Origin of the sequence: Microcoleus sp. CZ3-B2 (genome assembly GCF_036705055.1) — a bacterium.
In the GTDB taxonomy this organism is placed as follows: Bacteria; Cyanobacteriota; Cyanobacteriia; order Cyanobacteriales; family Microcoleaceae; genus Microcoleus.
The window spans coordinates 1-21,849 of sequence record NZ_JAUBTN010000005.1 but is presented as its reverse complement, the minus strand read 5'-3'; the positions used below and the strand labels follow the sequence as shown (position 1 = coordinate 21,849).

Sequence of the window (21,849 nt, the reverse complement as noted above, 5' to 3'; positions counted from 1 at the left end):
TAGGGATTCTGCAATTTCGTTCAGAAAATAGTTAGACTTTGTAATACTATTTTAATCATCGGCCGCAATAGAAAGCAGAAAGCCCAGAAAAGCAGTTGTCCGAACCCAGCAATCAACCCCCAGCAATTAGCAAGGAAAAAAATTATGGCTCTCACACCCAAAGATAAAGTCAAAGCGAGCGCCCGCAACAAAGGCACTACCAAGGCCCTACCAGCCACCAGCGAAGGTCAATCAGCGGGCATCCAACTTTATCGCCCGCAACTCATGCATGATAACCGCCCCGTCGGCCCTGACGATTTTACCATCAGCGAGACAGTCTCGATCTCGGGGAATCGCCCGATCGGCACCAGCACCCTGCACATCAGCGAAACCTACGGCATTGTAGGCAATCGCCCGGTGGAAGCCAGCGACTTGGAAGTAGTTGGTACAATGGGGAGACGCCCGATCGGCTCCAGCGCCATTCAAGTCAGCGAAATGTTCAGTATGTCCGGTGCTCGCCCAATTGGAGTAGGTACTCTGCACATTGACGAAATTTACTCTACAATGGGAGGAGACCGCCCCATTGCTTCAAATGAAATTGACGACAGCTCGACTTTAATGGGCTTCTTAGATTAATCAGTCATTAGTCATTAGTTATTGGTCATTGGTTTTTTACTGTTAACTAATGACTAATAAAACATTTGTAGGGAAATTGAGCGCGATCGCTATTGAGCAATTAAATCATCGAAAATGATTTATTTAACCCGGCAAATTTCCACAATATTTTCGCCATTTTTAAGTAGATCGACTGCATCAGGAAAAGCACCAGTGAAAATGCGTTGCAAATCTCTATTCGTAATGTTACCGCAGGTTAGCCAAAGAATTTGTGGTGGACTACCAAGGCGAATTAATAAATCCACAAAATCTCGATCCTTAGTTATGATAACTGTACCTAAGCCGTTGGTACGAGCCGCATTAAATATCTCAATATCCTGAGCATCCTGCAGCCCGAGCTCTTGCAATGTAACAGCGTTAACACCGAATGTTTGGGTTAACCATTTCGCCAAACTTGGAGGGAATTGAGCATTTAACCAGAAAATCATACTGCGATCCTGGGGAAATCTATGCTGAGAGATGCAAAAAGCAGACACGCTTGAATGTCTTCTGGTTCCAAATCGGGGAAATCAGCTAGAATCTCGCTAGCTGTTACATTATCTGCTAGAGTTTCTAAAATGTCGCTAACGCGAATTCTCATGCCGCGAATACAGGGGCGACCGCCACATTTACCAGGTGTTTGAGTAATCCTTTTAAGCAATGCAGTTCTATCAGTCATATCTTTAATTTCTCGTTTTCCGATCGATTAACTGTGATAATTCAGGTTCAACGGTTTTTGTGATGGCGTTCTGGAGTCCGCAAATTGGAGCCTGTGCAAGTCCGCACTGCGAACCGTTTTTATTATGGTAATCCATCAGGCATGATATGACCGAAAGCATCCAGGATACAAGCCCCCGCATTCATCCGTGGAGAAATAAAAAACCTGTATCCGATGAAACTTGCCCCCCGAATTTATCCGTGGGGTCAATGCTTCAATCTAAAATCTAAAATCTAAAATCGATTGACCGCTCGCTAATTTCACGGACGTTGATATTTGTTCAACAAATCAGCAAAGTGCTTGTAATCTACAGGCTTCCTTAAATACTCCGCCGCTCCTAATTCCAAACCCTGATTTTTGTCGTCCAAAAAAGTCAACATAATCACCGGAATATCCGCTAAATCCGGATCTGCTTTTAATGCAGACAGCACCGCCCAGCCGTCCATACTCGGCATCATTACGTCCAGAGTAATCGCATCCGGTAGCAACTCCTTTGCCAACTCAAGCCCAGCTTCACCGCTAGCTGACGATCGCACCTCAAATCCCTCTTTCGACAAACAGCGAGTGATTAAATCCCGGGCGTCGGGATCGTCGTCAATCACCAACACCATAGCAGCATCTGGCAATTCCAAGGGTTGCGGCCCCAATTTGTCCGTTGTTTCCGGCAGCGATTCATCGCCTTGGGCTTCTTTCTGACTTTTAACCGCAACGGGCAACCGGATTGTAAAAGTAGAACCGCAATCAAACTCGCTCTCAACCGTAATGTCGCCGCCCATCATCTGGCAAAACCTCTGGCTAATAGTCAGCCCCAAACCGGTGCCACCGTACCTGCGAGTAGTAGAATCATCGGCTTGGGAGAAAGCCCCGAACAGCCTCGACAACTGATCGTCAGTCAGCCCGATGCCAGTATCGGTGACTTGAAACACGATCGCAGAATTTTGACACCCAGAGTTCACGATAGAAAGTCCTTCAGAATTATCAGGAGGCAAAACTTCCCATTCTTCTTCCTTCCAAACATTAATCGTAATTTTCCCTCGATCGGTAAACTTAGCAGCATTGCTCGTCAAATTCAACAGCGCTTGTCGCAGCTTCGAGGAATCAGAATATATCGTGCCAATATCGCGATCGCAATTGACGATCAAAGTGTTGCCATTTTTCCCCACCAGCGGTTGAACCGTAGTCACAACCTGCTCGATCAACTTCCACACATCGAAAGTTTCCAGAAAAAGAGTCATCTTTCCTGCTTCAATTTTAGAAATATCAAGGATATCGCTAATAATATTTAGCAACTGTTTGCCTGCAAGATTAATGCTTGCCAAATCCATCACAAACTCTTCTTCGCCTAGTTCGATCGCCTCTTCTTGCAGCAGCTCGCTGTAGCCAATAATCGCATTCAAAGGCGTCCGCAACTCGTGAGTCATATTTGCTAAAAATGTGCTTTTCGCCCGGTTGGCAGCTTCCGCAGCGTTCTTAGCAACTTCCAATTCGCGCGATCGCTCCTCTAGCTGCCGCTGCCGCACCTCCAAACCTTTGAGCAAACTGTTAATTTGCTGAGCCATTGTATTGAGAGTAGAAGATAGCACCCCGATCGCATCATTAGACACCACAGGCGATCGAGCCGTCAAATCACCGCTCGCCATCAGTTGGGCAGTTTTCCGGAGCAAGCCCAGATTCCGAATAATCCCCGACACCGACACACAAGCAGCTATCCCCGCGATCGAACTCAAAACCAAAGTCCCCAGCAGCCAGTGCTGAGTGCGGCTCGCCACCAACAGAGTTTGCTCTACCAGCACCGCCATTGCTGCTGGGGAAACCCCCGCCGCCTCTACTGAGGCAGCCTCTATTACCACCAGATAGTTCTTCATCTGCACGGCCCCCATCCACCCGACTCCCGCCGCCATCCAAGTTATCAGCACCAAGATCGCAAACAGTCCGATCAAAGAAGCCCGAGTTCCCACAGAAATCCGCCTCGGAGCAAGGGCCGCTGCCCAAGGATAGTCTTTCAGAAAAGGATCGGGCATCAGCGGCGCGCCGGAATTCCAAATTTCCTCAATTTGACCGTCCGATCGCACCTTGCCAATCCGAGCAGTTTTCCAGGTATGCTGAGTTTTGGCATCTATTTTTACCTTGCCCGAAGGCGCGGCAAACTCAATATTTTTAGCAGCCTCCCTGACTTTAACTGCATCTATCGAACCAGCTTTTTCTACTGCTTGTTTCCAGAGATAAACGCCAAAATAAGCCGCTTCTATCGGATCGTCCGTCACTCTATTTTTTCCGTATCGAGCTTTATAAGCCTTGACAAATTGCTGATTTTTGGGTGTATCTACGGTTTGAAAATAATTCCAAACTACCAAATGTCCGGCAATATTTTGATACCCAATCGCCCGCACTTCCTCTTCTGCTATGCTCGCCGACATCACCAGCAAGTTTTCTGGTTTCAAGCCAGCTTCCCGCAACTTTTGGAAAAAAGCCACATTGCTGTCGCCGTTAAGAGTATTGAGAATCGCATCCGGTTTCACTGCTAAGATATGTGCGATCGCCTCATCCACCTTCCTCGAACCAAGCGGCAGATACACTTCCCCCGCCAACTCTCCCCCGAGTGCCGCCAGTTGAGCTTTCACAATCATATTTGCCGTGCGGGGAAATATATAATCCGAACCCAACAGAAAAATTTTCCGCTTCCCCTGTGCGAGTAAGTAATTCACCCCAGGTACAATCTGTTGGTTTGGCGCAGCACCAGTATAAAAAACATTCGGACACTGTTCTAGCCCTTCATACTGCACTGGATAAAACAGCAACCCGCCATATTGCTCAAAAGCCGGCAGTACAGCTTTCCGACTCGCCGAAGTCCAACAGCCAAATACCACCGCCACCTGCGCTTCTAGGAGCAATTGCTTAGCTTTTTGAGCAAAAGTTTGCAAATCGCTGGCTCCATCTTCTATCACCGCTTCCAAGGGGCGTCCGAGCACTCCTCCAGCAGCGTTAATTTCCTCAACGGCCAACAGCGTCGCGTCTTTAACAGAAATTTCGCTGATGGACATCGTGCCCGTGAGCGAATGCAGCACGCCTATTTTTATCGGCTCACGAATTAGGCCTGCTGCTTCGAGAGGGTTACTGCTGCTTGCTCCCATAGGGTTTTAGATACTTTTTACTAATAACAGAAATTTTAGTTCGATCCTGCTGGAAGTCAGCCTTGATGCTAACTCCTGTTTAGCAGATTTGTTCGGGCGATCGCCACAAAACTTGGGAATTGCCGCACCCTGTTGATTTTAACGGTCAAACTCGATCGCCTTGACCTCAGTCTGCACCAATCTGTCGCCTATTTCTCTCTTCATTTTGTACCGATGTCGAAACCGCCTCATCAAACAAACGACACAAGTCCATAAATGCGCCATACCCCAAAAATTCTTCCCGCACTCCCCCGCACTCCCCCACACTCCCGGCACTAAGCAATCTCACGCACTCAAGCACTATTCCCCTTCCCCTATAGCCTTTCTCAAAAAGGTGAAGAGCGATCGATTTTAGATACTTCGGCTTGCTTCGGCTACGCTGGCTCACAAGTCGCTCAGTACGAGTTTTAGATTTTAGATTATAGATTAGGAGATTGGGCAATTGGGCGATTTTCGATACCTCCTATGAGAGTTCTAACTGCTATATCGCGGTTTTCAAGCGTGGTGAGGTTTACCCTATGCCGGATAGTACCTCAGAGGAGAACTCGAAAGGCTATATCTCTCTTCCGGCAGATTCAAGTTTCCCTGATTTGTCTAACTATTAGATTAAGAAATAAAAACTAAAAACTATTCCCCAGCCCTAATCTCCCTTCAGGCAGAGGAAAGTCTCTGCGATCGCGCTTAGGATAAATCTAAGGTTAACCCTTAAGTAGCCTTATTAAAAATAAATTTTGCAAATAGTTGGGTGAAAACTAATGAATATTGAACCAAACGCAACCAACAGGGTCAGCGACCTACAAGTCACGCTACCAAAATCCAGAGAAACATTGCTCGGCGAGGAAACAGAAAAAGCCCTCGGCGAGCAGAAACAACACAATGCTGAAACTATGCGCGCTGTCGAACAGTTAAAAGAAGAACTGCAGCACAAAATAGATACAGAATGTCACCATACGCCCGATTAAAACTAATGCCAATATTTAGAGGGTGTGGGTAAGATACGGTCTTGCCCGCACCCGCTTTTTGAAGTTAGATAAAAGTCGGTACAATTCAAGATAAATTTAAAACTTTCCATTTTTTGAGTTAAAAAAAATCCTGTTCTCGGTGTACAAATAGGTTAGCACCGAGCTTTTTGTGCGACACTACACTTCGCTTGTTGCAGCTCGCAATTTAGGTCAAAAAACTGTCAGCAGCAAAGTCGCAGTCTATCCTCAATTCAAGAATAATTTTTCCTAATTCCCTATTCCTAATTCCCTATTCCCTATTCCTGACCTCCATGAGATTCTGTACACTCCGAGTACACCAAACTTTCTTCCTACAGGTAGAGTGCAACTGAACTTCTTGTTCCCTATGATAATAAGTAGAAAGTGTAAAACTAGATACAGATAAGGAAAAACAAATGAGTCTTGAAGATAAAGCAAAGGCAACTGGCAAAAACATCGAAGGCAAAGCTCAAGAAGCCCTAGGCAATGTTACTGGCGACCCCAAGGACAAAGCTGAAGGCAAAGCGAAGCAAGCAGAAGCACAAGCTCGTCACGCAGTCGAAGATGTGAAAGATGAAGTCAAAAAGAAATTAGACTGATTCTAATACTAATTGAGAGGGTCTATAAAGCTGACCCTCTCAAATATTAAAACTGTTTTCATACCGGAGGAAAAAAGGTGAGTTTATTGCAGCAGAGTCGAAAAATAATTGCGGGCGTACTCTTGGTTTTAATGCTAGTTGTTACGACTTCCTGCGCCCCCAGCGTTTCCGCCCAAAAGCCGACTAATGTACCTGTAGCAATTGGCGGCAGTCAGGGTTATTACGCGCAGCTAGAACGCGGCAATACTGCTGCAGGTCAAGATTTTGGTCAATGGGTAACAAAGACTGCTCAAGGCTTAGTTCAGGATGCTTACGTGCGTGACAATAATAAGTTGGGAGTTGTAATTACTCCGCAAGTCCGCCCTAACGAAGTGAAAGATTTGGCGAAGTCTTTAGCTCAAGGTTTTCACCGCAATTTTCCCAAACAGGATGTAAGTGTTTTGATTTATGCTCCTGATAAAAAGCTAATTTTGACGGCGAAGTACGACCAGCAATCAAATCAAATTGAATACAATTCTTGATTTGGCAACAAAGTTTGAATGAGCGCGTAGCTTTAATAACATTTTGTAATTTTTGGCTGGCGAAATCATCGAAATTTGAAACATAACAGTTGTGTAGATTTGGAAAAAAATACCATGAGTAGCAGCGATAATTATAAGAGTCAAATCATGAAGGATTTGGCTCAGGGGAATAAAGAAGTGATGCCGGAAACAACCGGTGAAGAGTACGAAAATTTTGACGATTTTGCTCAGAGAACTTCGCCGGATCAGCGCAAACAATTATTCGGGCGTTCTCTGAATCACGACTCGCTACCGCCGGCGCAGTTGGAACCAGAATTGCAAAAGGCGATCGCCCAAATTAAGCCAAAGGAACTCGATAGCGTGGCCCGCGAATTCCTCAAGCAGTTGGACAAGAGAGGATTGAACGATCGCCAATTGGAAAAGCAATTAGGACTTTCTACTCACCACGCCAGCCGCATGACTGCTGACGATGTTACCAAGCTGGCCTCGTTTACCTATCACAATCACCCGGATATTTTCCGAGATGTGCTCGCCCAAGAACCTAGTTTGATGAAGTTTTTGGGGAATCCAGTTGTGGTGGGTATTTTGGGAATAGTTGCTGCTAAATGGCTCAACAACCGGAAATAATCGAGCAAACACTTGCACTCTTGACTGCAAATCTTTTTGATGACAATTATATCTATTCCGGCTGCGCCGGAATGATATAGAGGACACGGCAGTGCCGTTTCCCTACCGCGATTAATTGTAGGGAAACGGCACAGCCGTGTCCTGATTTCGGGTAATATTAATTACGATGCAGGTACCGGAATTGATATTACTAATTATTCCTCACATATAAAAATAGCTGCACAGCAGTAAACTTAGGTACACCTGACACTCCGCAAAATAGAATGTAGGATTAAGTGTTGCCTTGAATCAGAAAAAAAAAGATGAACTTATCCACTATTTGGCGAAAACTCCGCAGCCAGCAAGCCTTCTGCTTCGCTGCACTGCTGGCAGGTTGCCTGGTATTTATCGGTTGTTCCCCCGCCCAGTCAGCGGCTGGCAATTCAGTCGATCCCAAGTTTAAAGAGCAAGTCTTGCAGGTGATCCGCGAAAACCCGCAAGCAATTTTAGATTCGGTACAAGCGTACCAGCAAGAGCAGCAGCAGTCTCTCAAAGCTGCACAGGAGTCTTTTTTGCAGGCGATGAAAACTAATCCCAAATCTGCGATCGGGGATGCTCCTACCACGGGCTCGGCGGCGCAGCAGATTGTACTTTTAGAATTCTCTGACTTTCAATGTCCGTTTTGCGCCCGCGCTCACGAGACTATCAAGCAGTTTATGGCAAAACACCAGGACAAAGTTACTTTAGCTTACAAACATTTTCCCTTGACTTCAATTCACCCTCAAGCGCTGCCAGCGGCTAAAGCAGCTTGGGCTGCTGGGCAGCAGGGCAAATTCTGGGAATATTACAACGCTTTGTTTGAAGGGCAGAAAGACTTAGGCGAAGAATTTTACGGATCGATCGCCCAAAAGCTCAATCTAAAATTAGATAAATTCAACACCGATCGCAACAGTCCCGCCGCCGAAGCCGCCATTGGGAAAGACGTGCAACTGGCTAAACAACTTGGCATTGAAGGCACTCCGTTCTTTATCATGAACGGTCAAACTTTCTCCGGGGCTGTCGAGCTTTCTGAGATGGAAAAAATTCTCGCGAATGTCTCGAAATAATCAATCTCATTTCCGGTTGCATCGGAATTAATATTATCCGAAATGAGGACACTGCACCTGCGGTGTCCCTACAATTAATCTCAGTAGGGACAGGGCATTGCCGTCTCCTCTATATCGCAAAAAAGTGCAACCGGAGTTGACAGAAACGCTGCTATTGAATTTGGCAAATTGGAATTATACGATCGCACCAGCCAGCATTAATACTGCGGTTTGACTGGCAGTTTAAGTCGATCGCAATTGAGCATTACTGTTTGTATGATGTTATAATATAGCCTTTCTCGGAAAGATGAGGTACTATCCGGGATCGGGCATAGGGCATAGGACACACCTCACTTTTTTGATAACCGCTATATATCAGTGATGGAGGAACAACCTCATGACACCCTTGATATCTCCAACCGATCGAACCAGTGGATTATACGTGCGTTCCCCAGAGGGAAAACAACTTGTTTTTCCCCTGAAACATACAGAAGTCCTAGCCCAAATAGCCGGAAATCTATCGCGAGTTGAAGTCTCGCAAACATTTGAAAATCCTTTCACCAAGCCGCTGGAAGCCGTCTATATTTTTCCGCTACCAGCCGAAGCAGCGGTTGATGAGATGGAAATTAAAATTGGCGATCGCACTATTAAAGGCAGCATCAAAAAACGCGAAGAAGCACAACAAATTTACGAAAAAGCCAAACAAGAAGGGCGGACTGCGGGTTTGCTGGAACAGGAGCGAGATAATATTTTCACCCAGTCCCTCGCCAACATCAAACCGGGTGAATCAATCGATGTCACGATTCGCTACACTGACAGTTTGAAATTTTTAGCTGGCGATTACGAATTCATTTTTCCGATGGTTGTCGGGCCGCGATATATTCCCGGTACGCCGCTGGATGAAACGGCTGCTAGCGGTAGCGCCCCAGCCCCAATGACAGTCAATTCGTCTACCGATATTGTCCCCGATGCGTCGCGGCTTAATGCCCCGATTTTGCCACCGGGAATGCGATCGGGACACGAGATCGGCGTGACGCTGGAAATTGAGGCGGGCGTACCGATTCGCAATGTCAATTCCCCATCCCACCAACTGCAAATTGAATATTTTGACTCACCTAAAACTTCCTTAGCAAGCGAGCAGAAAAACGGGCTAAGGGTGCGCGTTCAGTTGGGAAATCAAGATACAATTCCTAACAAAGATTTGATTGTGCGCTATCAAGTTGCGGGTCGAGAAACTCAATCGACGGTATTAACTCATTCGGACGATCGCGGCGGGCATTTTGCAGTTTACTTGATTCCGGCGATCGAGTACAAAACCGATGAAATTGTGCCGAAAGATGTCGTATTTTTAGTCGATACTTCCGGTTCGCAATCCGGTGCGCCTTTGCAGCAATGTCAGGCATTGTTGCGGCAATTTATTAACGGATTGAATCCAGCGGATACTTTCTCGATTCTGGATTTTTCCGACAAAGTGCGGCGACTTTCCCAACAACCGCTACCGAATACAGCAGAAAATCGACAACAGGCGATCGAATATATCAACAAACTGCGCGCTGACAATAGTACGGAAATGTTGGGCGGGATTCGGGCGGCGATCGATTTTCCCGCACCATCCGGGCGCTTGCGAACGGTGGTATTCCTCAGCGACGGTTACATCGGCAACGAAAACCAAGTTCTCGCCGAAGTGCAGCAACATCTCAAATCGGGGAATCGCCTGTACAGTTTCGGTGCGGGGAGTTCCGTCAATCGCTTTTTGCTCGATCGCATTGCCGAAATCGGGCGGGGAATCTCGCGGATTATCCGGCACGACGAACCTGTTAACGAATTTGTGGAAAAGTTCTTCCGGCAAATCAACAATCCGGTGTTAATAAATCTAGAAATTACTTGGCAGGGAGAGGGCGAAAATCCGGTAATTTATCCGTCAGTTGCGCCGGATTTATTTGCCGAACAACCGCTGGTTCTGTTTGGGAAAAAGGGCGATCGCGAAGCTGGAACGCTTCAGATAAAAGGGGTTAGTGCAGGCGGACACCAGTACGTCCAAACCTACGAAATGAACTTTACCGATCCTGGAAATCCGGCAGTTGCCCAGCTTTGGGGGCGGCACCGCATCAAAGATTTGATGAATCAGATGGTGCAGTACGAAACTAAGGTGGAGGTGGAAACAGTGACAGAAACGGCGCTAACCTATCAGCTTCTGTCGCAATACACGGCTTTTGTCGCCGTCAGCGATGATGTGCGCGTCGAACCGGGTACGGAATCGATCGCGATGAACGTGCCTGTAGAAATGCCGGAAGCGGTGGAATATGGAGGTGTATTTGGCAAAACGCTGCTGGCAAGGAATAGCCTAAGCTCCGAACCTGTTGCGGAGTTTATGAGGTTGCGGGCCTGCTTTGGAGAACCCGCAGGGGGTGCACACGGCTTCTCATTTGACTGCATGGAGGAAGAGATAATATATCCATTGTCCGCACCAGCCCCCGGCAGCGCCCCAAGTGCACCGTCAAAGGCGCGCAGAAGGCGCGCAAAAGGCCCACACGGCACATCACCTGTAGAAGTCGTTAGCGCTGCGGGGTTGGATGAAGTGGCGATCGATAGTTTAAACGAACACTTGGAAACTCTGACTGTGCCGCCCGGTATCAACGGCGAATTGGTGTTAGAAATTGTTTTCGATAAGGTGCGCGCCAGCCGCATAGTTGTGGATGCTGATGCTTCGACTTTGGCGGATGTGGAGTTGCTGAAAACGATTAAAAAATGGCTCTTTAGCTGGCGCATTCCTCACTTTATTGGGGATACAGTGCGCCTGACGTTGCGGGTGCGATCGTAAAACAGCTTGAGTTGCACAACAATAGTCTCCTCATTCCGGTCAATAATTATTCCGATGCTACCGGAATTGATATAACTATAATGTAGTATCAGCGATTTCTAAGATTTGGGACTGGTAGCGCAATTGGAAGAGCACTAGCGACATCATCGCAGAGGTTGGGAGTTCGAGTCTCCCTCAGTTCCACCTTTTTGGGGGCTATAGCTCAATGGAAGAGCGCTTTCTCTGCAGGAAAGAAGTTAGAGGTTCAAATCCTCTTAGCCCCACCCATCAATATCAAATCTGGATATATGAAGGGGTTTTCGCGCTCAATTTCTCAAGGGTTGGTCAAGATGAATCTCCCACCAGACCAATTAGAAATTTGCCTCAATGTTCTGCAACAAATTTCAGAAGATCCAGCGGTCATTGGCGAACACGATCGCTTCAAAAGTTTGATTGCCAAAATCTACAAACAGGGACGCAAAGGTTGGCGTCAAACTCAACAACAACAACGACGAATTGAAGATAGCCAACTCAAAGCATCAACCGTCATGGTGCAGCATCAGCACAAACAACAGTCATGCGCTGCGTTACCAGAATCAACAACCCGATCGCAGCATTTGCACAAGCCCATCCTTTGTTACATTTGCAAAACACGCTATACAGAAATTCATTTTTTTTATCATTCACTCTGCCCAAAATGTGCTCAATTTAATTACCAAAAACGACAACAGCGAACCCATTTAGTTGGGCGAACTGCATTAGTGACAGGCGGACGCATCAAGATTGGCTATCAGATGGGATTGCGACTGTTACAAGATGGTGCTAGGGTGATTCTCACCACAAGATTCCCCTATGACTGTGCTAATCGCTATAGTCTAGAACCCGATTTCGAGCAGTGGCGCGATCGCCTGCAAATTCGCGGACTTGATCTGCGAAATATTCCAGCATTAGAAACATTTGTACGGGATTTATTCCATACTGAATCAGCTCTCGATCTGATTATCAACAATGCAGCTCAAACTATCAAGCGTCCATTGGCATTTTATCAGCATCTCTTAGAGCGAGAAGAAGAAGCATCACAAATACTCAGCAACAACGCGCAAGCATTAATCCCGAGCGATAGCAATCTATTAAAGGAGCAATTACCTCGACATCAATCTATTTTACTCGAAAGTCAACCGAATTACAAAGCTCGCCTACCGGGTGCGATCGCTGATTACTTCCCGCGCGATTGCTTCGATGCTGACGGACAACAACTGGATCTTCGCCCCGAGAATAGCTGGTTGCTAAAACTGGATGAGGTAAATACGATTGAGTTACTTGAAGTACAGGTGGTGAACGCGATCGCACCCTTCATTCTTAACAGTCAACTCAAACCATTACTACTTCGTTCATCCTTTGAAAGACGATTTATCATCAACGTTTCAGCAATGGAAGGACAATTCAACCGCGACAGTAAAACACCCTATCATCCCCATACCAATATGGCAAAAGCAGCTTTGAATATGATGACGCGAACCTCGGCGGTTGATTATGCTCGATATAATATTTTCATGAACAGCGTCGATACGGGTTGGATTACTAATGAAAATCCCGATCCTAAGAAAATACGAGTTCAAGGAGAACAAGGCTTTTACACACCATTAGATGCGATTGATGGGATGGCAAGAATTTACGATCCGATCGTTCAAGGTATTGAAAACCCCGAACCTCCAATTTACGGTCATTTTCTTAAAGACTACGCCCCCTATCCCTGGTAGCAAATGATGATAAATACCGCTCTTCACTGTCCGTTACCCAATCCTATAGAGTCTTCCTCCGAAGTTGTAATCGAACTCAAATCGTTAATCGATTATCTCCAAACCGATCGACCGATCGCTCAAAAAATAGTCTTCCCGCGCGGCACAGTCATGCCCGATGGACGACTTGATTTGTGCAAGCAAGATTTAGGTGTAATGGGATGTCATTTAGTGACTGAAGCATTGGCAAACAATGATGCGATCGCTAGCTTATTATTGGGAACCAATGGTATTGGCGATCGGGGTGCTAAGGATGTGGCGCGATTGATTCAACGTAACAACCGTTTAGAGATTGTCTATTTAGGTTGCAATGCGATTTCATCGACAGGTATTGCTGCACTTGCCGAAGCGCTGACGCAGAATCAATCCATAACTGGTTTGTGGTTAAAACGCAATCCGATTGGCGTAGGAGGTGCAGATAGTCTAGCGGAAATGTTGCGTCACAATACAAGTATCCGCACGCTAGATTTGGTCAATACTCAAATAGGAGATGAGGGATTAGCCGCCATTTTAGAGGTTTTGACTTACACCAATCGTACTGTTGAACGGCTGTACTTGGGCGGCAATCAAATTCAGGAAAACCATGCTGCTTTACTGGCTAATCTTTTAGCTGATAATCCTGTGATTACTGGCTTATTTCTTAATGTCAATCATCTTGGCGATCGAGGTGTTACAGTTTTAGTGGATGGATTGGCAGAAAATAAAACACTGGTTGATTTAGGACTAGCTAGCAATGGAATTGGGGTAGCAGGGTGCAATCCATTATTAGCAGCAGTGGCAACCCATCCCAAACTTAGTAATCTGGATTTAGGTTATAGTCCTTCTACAGGAGTGTTGGGATCGCAGCCCAATCAGATTGGAGATATCGGTGCAAGTGCGATCGCCCATTCGATCGCACGTAACCAAACCTTATTGAAACTCAATCTTTGTCGAAATGGAATTGGCAATTTGGGAAAAAAAGCGCTCATTTCTGCATTAGAAATCAATCAAAAATTACGTTATCTGATTTTAGATGGGCAACCAGATCGACGAATTGAAGTTTTGTTAGAGCGCAACCGAATGCTGAATTTGGGTGAAGAATTACATCAGCCTCGTAGTGTTTCTTTAATTCAGAGTGTATATCGTTGAGTTTAACCCTTTTCATCCCACACTAACCTCGATCGGTATAGTGTGGGGATTCCCGTCTGTTTAGCTAAAAAGTCATGCAACAGTTTGTAGTGAGGACTTCAGTCCTTTCTTAAATCTTTTAGCCACTAAGGACTAAAGTCCTGACTGCGAACCAGTTTTATTCTGGGTAATTCGCCGGAAACGATCGCATTTTCAACTAAACAGCAGCCAACTCAGGAGTCGGGCGCTTGCTGTTGCGGATACCCTCGATCGCGCTTGCGTAATCCTTCGCCTTAAACACAGCAGAACCCGCGACGATCGCATTTGCGCCCGCTTCCAGAACCTGCCAAGTATTGTTCGTCTTCAAACCGCCATCCACCTCAATCCAAGGATCGAGGCCCTTCTCATCGCACATTTGGCGCAACTGGCGAATTTTCGGCAGCACCGCCGGGATAAAACTTTGACCGCCAAAGCCCGGATTCACGCTCATAATCAGCACCAAATCGCAAAGTTCCAGCACGTACTCGATCAACTCTAGGGGTGTCGAAGGATTCAGAACCACACCAGCCTGCTTGCCCAATTCCCGAATTTGACCTAGGGTGCGGTGCAAGTGAGGCGAAGCATTGTGCTCGGCGTGAACGGAAATAATGTCCGCACCAGCCTTAGCAAAGTCTTCGACGTATTTCTCCGGCTCCACAATCATCAGGTGGACATCTATTATCTTGGTAGTAACGGGACGAATTGCTTCGACAATCATCGGCCCGATAGTAATATTAGGAACAAAGCGACCGTCCATCACATCTACGTGAATCCAGTCAGCCCCAGCTCGATCGACCGCCTGAATCTCTTCTCCGAGACGGCTAAAATCGGCTGATAATATTGATGGAGAAATAACGATCGGTTTTTGAGATTTGGTCATGGCTAAGTCTGTTCTCCTGTCTGCGGTGCTGTATCCAGTTTATCAAAATACGGCTCTCCGGGTCGAAAAGTTGCTCGCGGGCGATCGACCGCCAGCAATCACCGAAAAATTTTGCCTCTGACAGACAACGTTTGTGCAAAACCAGCCCTGCTGCGAATTTTGGTCTGCGAGCTCAATTTTCTGTCAAACCAATAAATTTTGTGCAAAACTAGACCTCCTGTAAATTTTGAATGCAAATTATGAAAAATACACATCCCTTAGACAATCCTGAACTCGATCGGGCAAGTCTGTTTGTATTAATGATCCCAGTCATCGGCTTTTTCCCCGCCCTGTGGAATCTTTACCGGCGTCAGGGAACCCCCGAACGCAAAGCCGTCAGCCGCTTGGCAATTGCCCTTGCTGTTAGTTGGCTCCTAGGACATATTCTTTTAGAAGGTGCAGCGATTTCTGCGGAATCTCCGACACTTACCATGTTATTAATGAGTAGCCTGCTAACAACCAGTTATTTTATTGTTTCTCTGGGACTGATGGTTCGTCTGTGGAAGCGTCAACCGCTATGGTTGCCCGGAATAAGCCGCGTAGCCGAGCAAGTGGTCGGCAAACATTTATCATAATTTAGGGTTCTTTGAAGCCCGACCCTATTGATTGAGTGCAGTTTCCGCTTGATACTACATATTTCCGCGATGTTTTTTTATTTTTGTTGTCTGTGAGGAAGCCAGTGCCAGTTCAAAAAACTCCTAATCAAGACCCTATCCAACAATCAACCGCTCAACCTGCAACCAAAAAATCGAACCAGCCGCATCGAGGCCGTTGGTTGGGCTTTGGTTTTGGTTTGGCTGGAGTAGCCATGCTCTCAGCCACCGCCGGAGCGCTGCTAGCCGTCTCGCTTTCCACAACACCGCTTCAGCAACAAAAGTTGACTCCCGAAGAAGCGGCGGTGTTTTCTCAAGGCGACATGGCAAAGCTCAACATGAAGATGCCAGAACTGACTCGCCCAGTTAATATTTTAGTTTTAGGACTTAAGGTTCTGAGTTCAGACCTCGACGGCCATCCCGACAAGGAACAGGGATACGATGTCTGGCAAAACTCTTTTAAGGGGTTAACCGATACCATGCTATTGGTGAGGTTTGACCCTCAAAATAAAAGATTAAGCGTGCTTTCGATTCCCCGTGACACCCGCACCTATGTTGAAGGTAGGGGTGAAGTGAAAATCAACGAAGCTAATTACTACGGCGGCCCGGCTTCGTCAGCTAAGTCAGTTAGCGGACTCCTGGGAGGCGTGGGAATTGACCGTTATGTCACAGTCAATATTCAAGGCATCAAAAGCTTGGTAGATGCACTGGGCGGCATTACTATTAATGTCCCTAAAGACATGAAGTATACCGATGAAAGCCAACATTTATATATAGATTTAAAGGCTGGCAAGCAGCTTCTCAACGGCGAACAAATCGTGCAATATTTGCTTTACCGGCATGACGATTTGGGCGATATTGGGCGGGTGCAGCGCCAGCAATTGTTGATGCGGGCTTTTGTGGAACAGGAAGTTAATGTAGGTTTGCTTTCTCGTTTGCCGAAGATTTTGTCGGTGATTCAGTCTCACATTGACACGAATTTGAGTATAGAAGAATTGGTAGCTTTGGCTGGTTTTGCTACTCAAACCGATCGCGCCAGCGTGCAAATGTTGATGGTTCCCGGCAAATTCAGCGATCCTAGAGACTATAAGGCAAGTTTTTGGTTGCCAGACCAAAATGCGATCGAAACTATGGTGGCAGAGCATTTTGACTTCGGTCAAAATACTTGGACAATTGAGAATGCTGATGCGACTTTTCTGAAGGTGGCGGTTCAAGACAGTACGGGCGACCAATCGGCTGTTGAAGATTTTGTCAATACTCTGACTCGCGCCGGCTATCGGAATGTTCAGGTGTATAAAGCTTGGCCAGAACCGCTAGAAGAGACTACGATTGTCGCTCAAGACGGCGATATTAAAGGTGCCCGAGCGATTCAACAGTCTTTGGGTTTTGGAGATGTGCTGGTTGAGAGTACGGGTTCTTTGCAGTCGGACGTGACAATCAGATTGGGTCACGATTGGCTGAGCAAAAAAACTCAATCTGGAGGCGGGTTTAAGTCTTTTTAAACAGGCTTTTAAATTCCGTATTGGTAGGGACACAGCAGTGCTGTGTCCCGCTTTTTTGTGTTGGTAGAGAAGGAGGCGATCGCTTTTTAGTCGATTTACTGATAGTATATTTTTGGGTAATGATGAATCGCGATCGCCATACTGATACTTCCCTCCGCAACCAGAAATGACACAATAATCAACGAGGGAAAGCTTAATATTTTTTTATAAAGGTAGGGTTGATGAACAAGGGTGCTAAAATAGACCGACAGCGCGAACATCAGGCAAATGAACGCACCTTTCTTGCATGGTTGCGAACTTCACTCGCTTTAATTGGTTTTGGATTTGCGATCGCTCGGTTCAGTTTATTTCTCCGTCAATTTCAAGCTACAGTGACTCAACAAGAAGTTTCTTCCCCTCCCTTCTTCAACTCCGAAACTTTAGGGCTGAGTTTAGTCGTTTTTGGCATTGCGGTCATAGCCTTAGCAGCATGGCGTTACAATCGAGTTTTCTGGCAAATCGAGCGAAGTGATTATCGCCCTAATCGCGTGCTAGTTTGGATTCTGACGGGAGTTGTGATGATTTTAGGAACGTTAAGCATTCCGTTGTTGCTGTGGCGAGATCGCGCAAATATAGCTCCCACTTCAACTCCTAAAAACTCTCAATTCTAAGTTAACCCGATCGCTCAGTTCAAGTCAAAACAACCGCAACCATATTATCGATCGGGTTAATCGCGATCGCCCACAGGTAAACTCAGTATAAACCCTGTTTGACCAAGTATGGCAGCATCTAGTTGAATATCGCCGCCGTGGGCCCGTGCGATTTCCCTTGCTAAACTCAGCCCCAATCCCGATCCTTCTATTTTTTGGATTTGACTGGAGTCACCGCGATGGAAGCGCTCAAAAATTAGCTTGCGCTCGCTTAAAGAAATATCTTGAGAACTATTGACAATTTTCACAATTACTATTTTTTCGTGACGCTGGGCTTGTAATCGGAGCCAACCCTTCGGTAAATTATATTTAATAGCATTCCCAACTAGATTTTGCAAAACCTGCACCAGCAAATCGCGATCGCCCTGTATAAATAACTTGGGAGCAATTTCCATTTCCACATCTAAATGTGTTGCTAACAGTTCCATATCTTCGGAAATTTCCGATAGCAAAGCCGACACATTCACCTCAACCAAATGTAAACCCATACGTCCGGCATCGGCTAGAGAAAGTAAAAGAAGTTTGCGGGTAATTTCACTCAAGCGGTGCACTTCATCCAATAAATTACTCAGAGTTTGCTGCACTTGAGAACCAGATTCAACTTGATGCAAAGCAAGCTCTATTTGCCCTTGCAAAATTGCCAGCGGAGTCTTTAATTCGTGAGCCGCATCTCCACTAAAACGAGAAGCTTGTTTAAAACTCCGTTCCAGACGTTCTAACATCTGATTGAACACAGAAATTAATTCTAAAAATTCAATATCCGTCGAACCAACAGGGACGCGCCGATCGAGCCCTTGTACGGTGACATTGCGAATAGCCATCGTGAGTCGCCCAATGGGATACAGAATACTCCGCGATATCAACCACGCTCCACCTCCTACGAATAACAGCACTACGGGAATAGAAATTAGAAAGATATTGCCAATCGATGCCATTTCCCGATCGATCGCTTGTAAGTTAACAGCGATCGCTATTTGAGTCTGAGGAGAATGAATCGCGCCTACACGCCAAACAGCCGTGCTAGTACGCTGGGTTGCTAGCTTAGCTTTGAAAACTCGAGGAAAATCCGGTTGATCGAATTGAGGAGGCCGATCGCGCGGGGGTCTTCTTTCTCTCGGTAAGAATGAATCGGGTCGATCGGGAGGTGGTTGATGGGGAGGTGGTGGATAGAGTGAATGTGGTGGAGGGGGAGGTTCTAATTCAAAAGGTATTCTGGCAGGATCGGGAGGGGGTTGGGGCAGCGATCGCCATAATGAATTAGGATCAAGTCCATCTTGCCACTGGCGCGATCGGTAGAGCAAATTACCATCTCTGTCATTCACCAGCAAAGCCGCGGTTGTTTCCCCATCATTCATGCCCAAAACTGATGGCAAAGAATTAGCATAATTATCCCATTGAGCTGATTGCGGGCGAGTAGATTGGATTAACTGATTCTTAATTTCAGCATCAAGACGTTTTACCTTAGCATCGTAAATCAACCACCACGAAACAATACTAAAGCCAATTATAGAAATACTTGCCAGAACAGCAGAGAATAGAGTAATCCGAAAGCGAAAAGATTGCAATTTCATGATTGGGAATCTGGTTTGCGAAACCGATAGCCAACACCGCGCACGCTCTCAACCCATCCCGTACCGCCGATGGGTTCAAGTTTTTTGCGAATGCGTTGAATACAGACATCTACCACATTCGTATTTGGATTAAAATCATAGCCCCAGATATGTTCGAGAATTTGCGTGCGGGTGAGTACCCTACCAGGCGATCGCATCAGATATTCCAACAGATTAAACTCGCGGGTTGTCAGTTCGACTGTATGGGAATCGCAAGTAACTTCTCGGAGAATGCGATCGAGCTTAACTGGGCCAACACTCAAAATATTTTGCCCGCTTCCAGAAGCACGCCGCACAACAGCATAAATCCGAGCAACTAACTCCTCAACAAAAAACGGTTTAGCCAAATAATCATCAGCACCGAGATGCAAGCCTTCAATGCGATCGTCTAATTCATTGCGAGCCGTCAATAAAATCACAGGTACATTGCGCCCCGCTTTTCGCAGCAGTTTGAGGATAGACAATCCATCTTTTCCCGGTAAAACAATATCAAGCACGATCGCATCGTACTGATTATCCATCGCCCGCCCGTAGCCATCGTTGCCATTATCGCAATAATCCACAACAAAGCCTTGTTCTTTCAAGCCGATACAAACAAAATTAGCGATTTTTTCTTCATCTTCAACGTATAGAACATTCATAGATTTAGATCGAGTTGGGCATTGGGCGGAGCGAAGCGGAGGGATTGGCCCGCGCAGGGCATTGGGCGGAGCGAAGCGGAGGGATTGGGCGAGCGCGAAGCGGAGGGATTGGGCATAGTTTCTTTTTCAGTGGTGATTATACCGTCATCATTGATTGAACTAAATTACAAAACTGTAATCCATCCACAGTGTGGCAGGTAATGTTTTGGGAGTTTAATTTAGCTGTCAACATTTTTGGATTGGCGATCGTAACTCTCATGAAAATTGCTTCACTACTCGCGTTACCCGCTACAGCTTTGCTGCTGGGATTTAGCAGCTTGACTTTTCCCGATCGAACTACAGCTAATTCTAATACTGTACTAGCCCAGAGCCAGCCCGAACCCAATCAAGAGCGCAGACATCCGCCCCGTATAGATTTTGCCGCTGCGGCGAAACAATTAGGAATCACCGAAGCCGAGTTAATCGAAGCATTGGGGCTACCAGCCAAACCGCCCGAACCACCTGAAAATAATCGCCCGCCGGGCCCACCGCCCCCTCCTCGTTTAGATATTGCCGGTGCAGCGAAAAAGTTGGGAGTCACCGAAGCACAGCTAATCAAAATTTTGGGCATTCCACCGCGTCCATCGGGCGATCGTAACATACCTGACAATTCAGAAAAACGGTAATTTTGCAGATTACAAAACTGTAATCCCAGCACAGAGATAAATGTCATGTTGAACCAGCTTAATGATTGTAGCGACCAAAGCAAAAGGCGATCGAGAATTCATTTCTTGAGCCTGACAACTGCTTTCAACTTAGAAAAATAATCGAGGTAATTACACCATGCCACCACTATTTCCCAATCCTAATTCAATTAATGCACCGGGCAATCCTCCACCTCCAAATCAAGGCGCACCGGGCAATCCTCCACCTCCAAATCAAGGCGGACAACTTACCAATTCTGCTCTACCTCCCCAAAACCCAACTCCACCCGCACCGCCAGCCAACAGTATCAACACCACAACAGGAAACGACAATATTACCGGAGATAGTTTAGACAACTTCATCCTAGGGAGTAGCGGCACTGATAGCATCCTTGGAGGATTAGGCACGGATACAATCAGCTATCTTTCCCTCAGCAATGGCATTACCCTTGAGGCTAAAGGCATTGTAGACAAAGGCGCAGCCGGCACAGACAGCCTTCAAAGCATCGAGCAAATTATTGCTCCTTTGGGGCAGATTAACACCATCGATGCTTCCACAGGTAGCGGCACAGCTTCTATTAATGCAAATTTGTCGCAGAATAGTTTAGCAGTTAACAATTTACCCGGTATCGGCACTCTGAATTTTACTGTAGAGAATTTCGCGAATGTCACGGGCACGCCCAATGTAGATGTGATTACCGGCAATAACCTAGACAATTATTTAATAGGAGGAGCGGGTAACGACACACTTTCGGGTGGACGTGGCAATGATACGCTGATTGGAGTCAATCCATCGAGTGCTACACCAGGGAGTAATGAAACAGATTTACTGATTGGTGGTAGGGGTAGAGATGTTTTTGTTCTCGGTGATGCCGCAATTAGCTACTATCAAGGAACAGGAGTTGCACTCATTCAGGATTTCCAACAGGGAATCGATCGCATTCAGTTACATGGGAGTATTTCCAACTACAATATTGTTGGTAACTCCATCAATTTAGCTGGTACATCTGACCAAATAGCAGTAATTCAAGGCGCCTTTACCCCTGATAGTTTCATATTCGTGTAATCTCAATTCCGGCTGCACTCAGACATGATACCGAGGACACGGCAGTGCCGTTTCCCTACCCAAAATAATATTGTAGGGAAACGGCACTG

At 46.3% G+C, this 21,849-nt stretch carries 21 protein-coding genes and 2 tRNA genes; 17 read left to right on the top strand and 6 right to left on the bottom strand.

Annotation, left to right across the window (positions count from 1 at the left end; all coding sequences use genetic code 11):
* The first annotated feature begins 144 nt into the window (after window positions 1-144).
* Window positions 145-615, top strand: a complete 471-nt coding sequence (locus tag QUA97_RS03340) for a hypothetical protein (protein WP_194009683.1) — start codon at window positions 145-147, stop codon at window positions 613-615.
* Between the two features lie 119 nt (window positions 616-734).
* On the opposite strand, the gene QUA97_RS03335 is transcribed toward QUA97_RS03340, so the two are convergent.
* The 3 genes from QUA97_RS03335 to urtA all read right to left on the bottom strand — a co-directional run bounded on the left by QUA97_RS03335 (window position 735) and on the right by urtA (window position 4,482).
* Window positions 735-1,082, bottom strand: coding sequence for a DUF5615 family PIN-like protein (locus QUA97_RS03335; protein ID WP_194068457.1), 348 nt, complete (start codon window positions 1,080-1,082; stop codon window positions 735-737).
* Complete coding sequence (locus QUA97_RS03330; RefSeq protein WP_333090912.1) at window positions 1,079-1,312, bottom strand: DUF433 domain-containing protein; 234 nt, start codon at window positions 1,310-1,312, stop codon at window positions 1,079-1,081. Before QUA97_RS03330 ends, QUA97_RS03335 begins: the two co-directional genes overlap by 4 nt.
* Before the next feature lie 299 nt (window positions 1,313-1,611).
* Window positions 1,612-4,482, bottom strand: coding sequence for an urea ABC transporter substrate-binding protein (gene urtA / locus QUA97_RS03325; RefSeq protein ID WP_333193021.1), 2,871 nt, complete (start codon window positions 4,480-4,482; stop codon window positions 1,612-1,614).
* 794 nt (window positions 4,483-5,276) lie between these two features.
* On the opposite strand from urtA, the gene QUA97_RS03320 reads away from it, so the two are divergent.
* From QUA97_RS03320 to QUA97_RS03275, 10 genes are all read left to right on the top strand, one after another.
* The gene (locus QUA97_RS03320) at window positions 5,277-5,483 is read left to right on the top strand and encodes a hypothetical protein (protein WP_194068449.1); all 207 of its coding nucleotides are present in this window, start codon (window positions 5,277-5,279) and stop codon (window positions 5,481-5,483) included.
* A gap of 434 nt (window positions 5,484-5,917) precedes the next feature.
* Entirely contained in the window at window positions 5,918-6,100 is a 183-nt protein-coding gene (locus QUA97_RS03315; RefSeq protein ID WP_194068447.1) for a CsbD family protein, read from the top strand.
* A 77-nt stretch (window positions 6,101-6,177) separates the two neighbouring features.
* Window positions 6,178-6,621, top strand: a complete 444-nt coding sequence (locus tag QUA97_RS03310) for a hypothetical protein (RefSeq protein ID WP_194068445.1) — start codon at window positions 6,178-6,180, stop codon at window positions 6,619-6,621.
* Between the two features lie 114 nt (window positions 6,622-6,735).
* The gene (locus QUA97_RS03305) at window positions 6,736-7,248 is read left to right on the top strand and encodes a hypothetical protein (RefSeq protein ID WP_333193015.1); all 513 of its coding nucleotides are present in this window, start codon (window positions 6,736-6,738) and stop codon (window positions 7,246-7,248) included.
* A 302-nt stretch (window positions 7,249-7,550) separates the two neighbouring features.
* A complete protein-coding gene (locus QUA97_RS03300) occupies window positions 7,551-8,333 on the top strand; it encodes a DsbA family protein (protein WP_333193011.1) in 783 nt (260 codons plus the stop codon).
* 376 nt (window positions 8,334-8,709) lie between these two features.
* Window positions 8,710-11,133: a VIT domain-containing protein gene (locus tag QUA97_RS03295; protein WP_333193008.1), complete on the top strand. Its 2,424-nt coding sequence runs from the start codon at window positions 8,710-8,712 to the stop codon at window positions 11,131-11,133.
* 107 nt (window positions 11,134-11,240) lie between these two features.
* Window positions 11,241-11,316: transfer RNA gene (locus QUA97_RS03290), tRNA-Asp, on the top strand.
* A gap of 8 nt (window positions 11,317-11,324) precedes the next feature.
* Window positions 11,325-11,396: transfer RNA gene (locus QUA97_RS03285), tRNA-Ala, on the top strand.
* A gap of 66 nt (window positions 11,397-11,462) precedes the next feature.
* The gene (locus QUA97_RS03280; protein ID WP_194068437.1) at window positions 11,463-12,872 is read left to right on the top strand and encodes an SDR family NAD(P)-dependent oxidoreductase; all 1,410 of its coding nucleotides are present in this window, start codon (window positions 11,463-11,465) and stop codon (window positions 12,870-12,872) included.
* A gap of 3 nt (window positions 12,873-12,875) precedes the next feature.
* Window positions 12,876-14,039: a ribonuclease inhibitor gene (locus QUA97_RS03275; RefSeq protein ID WP_194068435.1), complete on the top strand. Its 1,164-nt coding sequence runs from the start codon at window positions 12,876-12,878 to the stop codon at window positions 14,037-14,039.
* Window positions 14,040-14,235: 196 nt separating this feature from the next.
* Here the strand turns inward: QUA97_RS03275 and rpe are convergent, their stop codons facing one another.
* On the bottom strand, window positions 14,236-14,937 hold the full coding sequence (gene rpe / locus QUA97_RS03270) for a ribulose-phosphate 3-epimerase (RefSeq protein WP_194009673.1): 702 nt from the start codon (window positions 14,935-14,937) through the stop codon (window positions 14,236-14,238).
* On the opposite strand from rpe, the gene QUA97_RS03265 reads away from it, so the two are divergent.
* From QUA97_RS03265 to QUA97_RS03250, 4 genes are all read left to right on the top strand, one after another.
* Window positions 14,936-15,058 carry a hypothetical protein gene (locus QUA97_RS03265; protein ID WP_255515891.1) on the top strand — a complete coding sequence of 41 codons (123 nt, stop codon included), beginning with the start codon at window positions 14,936-14,938 and terminating at the stop codon, window positions 15,056-15,058. The two genes, rpe and QUA97_RS03265, sit on opposite strands and share 2 nt — an antisense overlap.
* Before the next feature lie 118 nt (window positions 15,059-15,176).
* Window positions 15,177-15,551 (top strand): hypothetical protein, encoded by a 375-nt coding sequence (locus QUA97_RS03260; RefSeq protein WP_194068433.1) that lies wholly within the window; start codon window positions 15,177-15,179, stop codon window positions 15,549-15,551.
* 104 nt (window positions 15,552-15,655) lie between these two features.
* Window positions 15,656-17,071 carry an LCP family protein gene (locus QUA97_RS03255; protein WP_194068431.1) on the top strand — a complete coding sequence of 472 codons (1,416 nt, stop codon included), beginning with the start codon at window positions 15,656-15,658 and terminating at the stop codon, window positions 17,069-17,071.
* A gap of 221 nt (window positions 17,072-17,292) precedes the next feature.
* Window positions 17,293-17,721 carry a YidH family protein gene (locus QUA97_RS03250; RefSeq protein ID WP_333090893.1) on the top strand — a complete coding sequence of 143 codons (429 nt, stop codon included), beginning with the start codon at window positions 17,293-17,295 and terminating at the stop codon, window positions 17,719-17,721.
* Between the two features lie 56 nt (window positions 17,722-17,777).
* Here the strand turns inward: QUA97_RS03250 and QUA97_RS03245 are convergent, their stop codons facing one another.
* Both QUA97_RS03245 and QUA97_RS03240 read right to left on the bottom strand, forming a co-directional pair.
* Complete coding sequence (locus tag QUA97_RS03245; protein ID WP_333192999.1) at window positions 17,778-19,331, bottom strand: ATP-binding protein; 1,554 nt, start codon at window positions 19,329-19,331, stop codon at window positions 17,778-17,780.
* Window positions 19,328-20,011, bottom strand: coding sequence for a response regulator transcription factor (locus tag QUA97_RS03240; protein WP_333192997.1), 684 nt, complete (start codon window positions 20,009-20,011; stop codon window positions 19,328-19,330). Before QUA97_RS03240 ends, QUA97_RS03245 begins: the two co-directional genes overlap by 4 nt.
* Before the next feature lie 200 nt (window positions 20,012-20,211).
* On the opposite strand from QUA97_RS03240, the gene QUA97_RS03235 reads away from it, so the two are divergent.
* Both QUA97_RS03235 and QUA97_RS03230 read left to right on the top strand, forming a co-directional pair.
* Entirely contained in the window at window positions 20,212-20,676 is a 465-nt protein-coding gene (locus QUA97_RS03235; protein ID WP_228050105.1) for a hypothetical protein, read from the top strand.
* A gap of 157 nt (window positions 20,677-20,833) precedes the next feature.
* A complete protein-coding gene (locus QUA97_RS03230; RefSeq protein WP_333192994.1) occupies window positions 20,834-21,760 on the top strand; it encodes a calcium-binding protein in 927 nt (308 codons plus the stop codon).
* The last annotated feature ends 89 nt before the right edge of the window (window positions 21,761-21,849 follow it).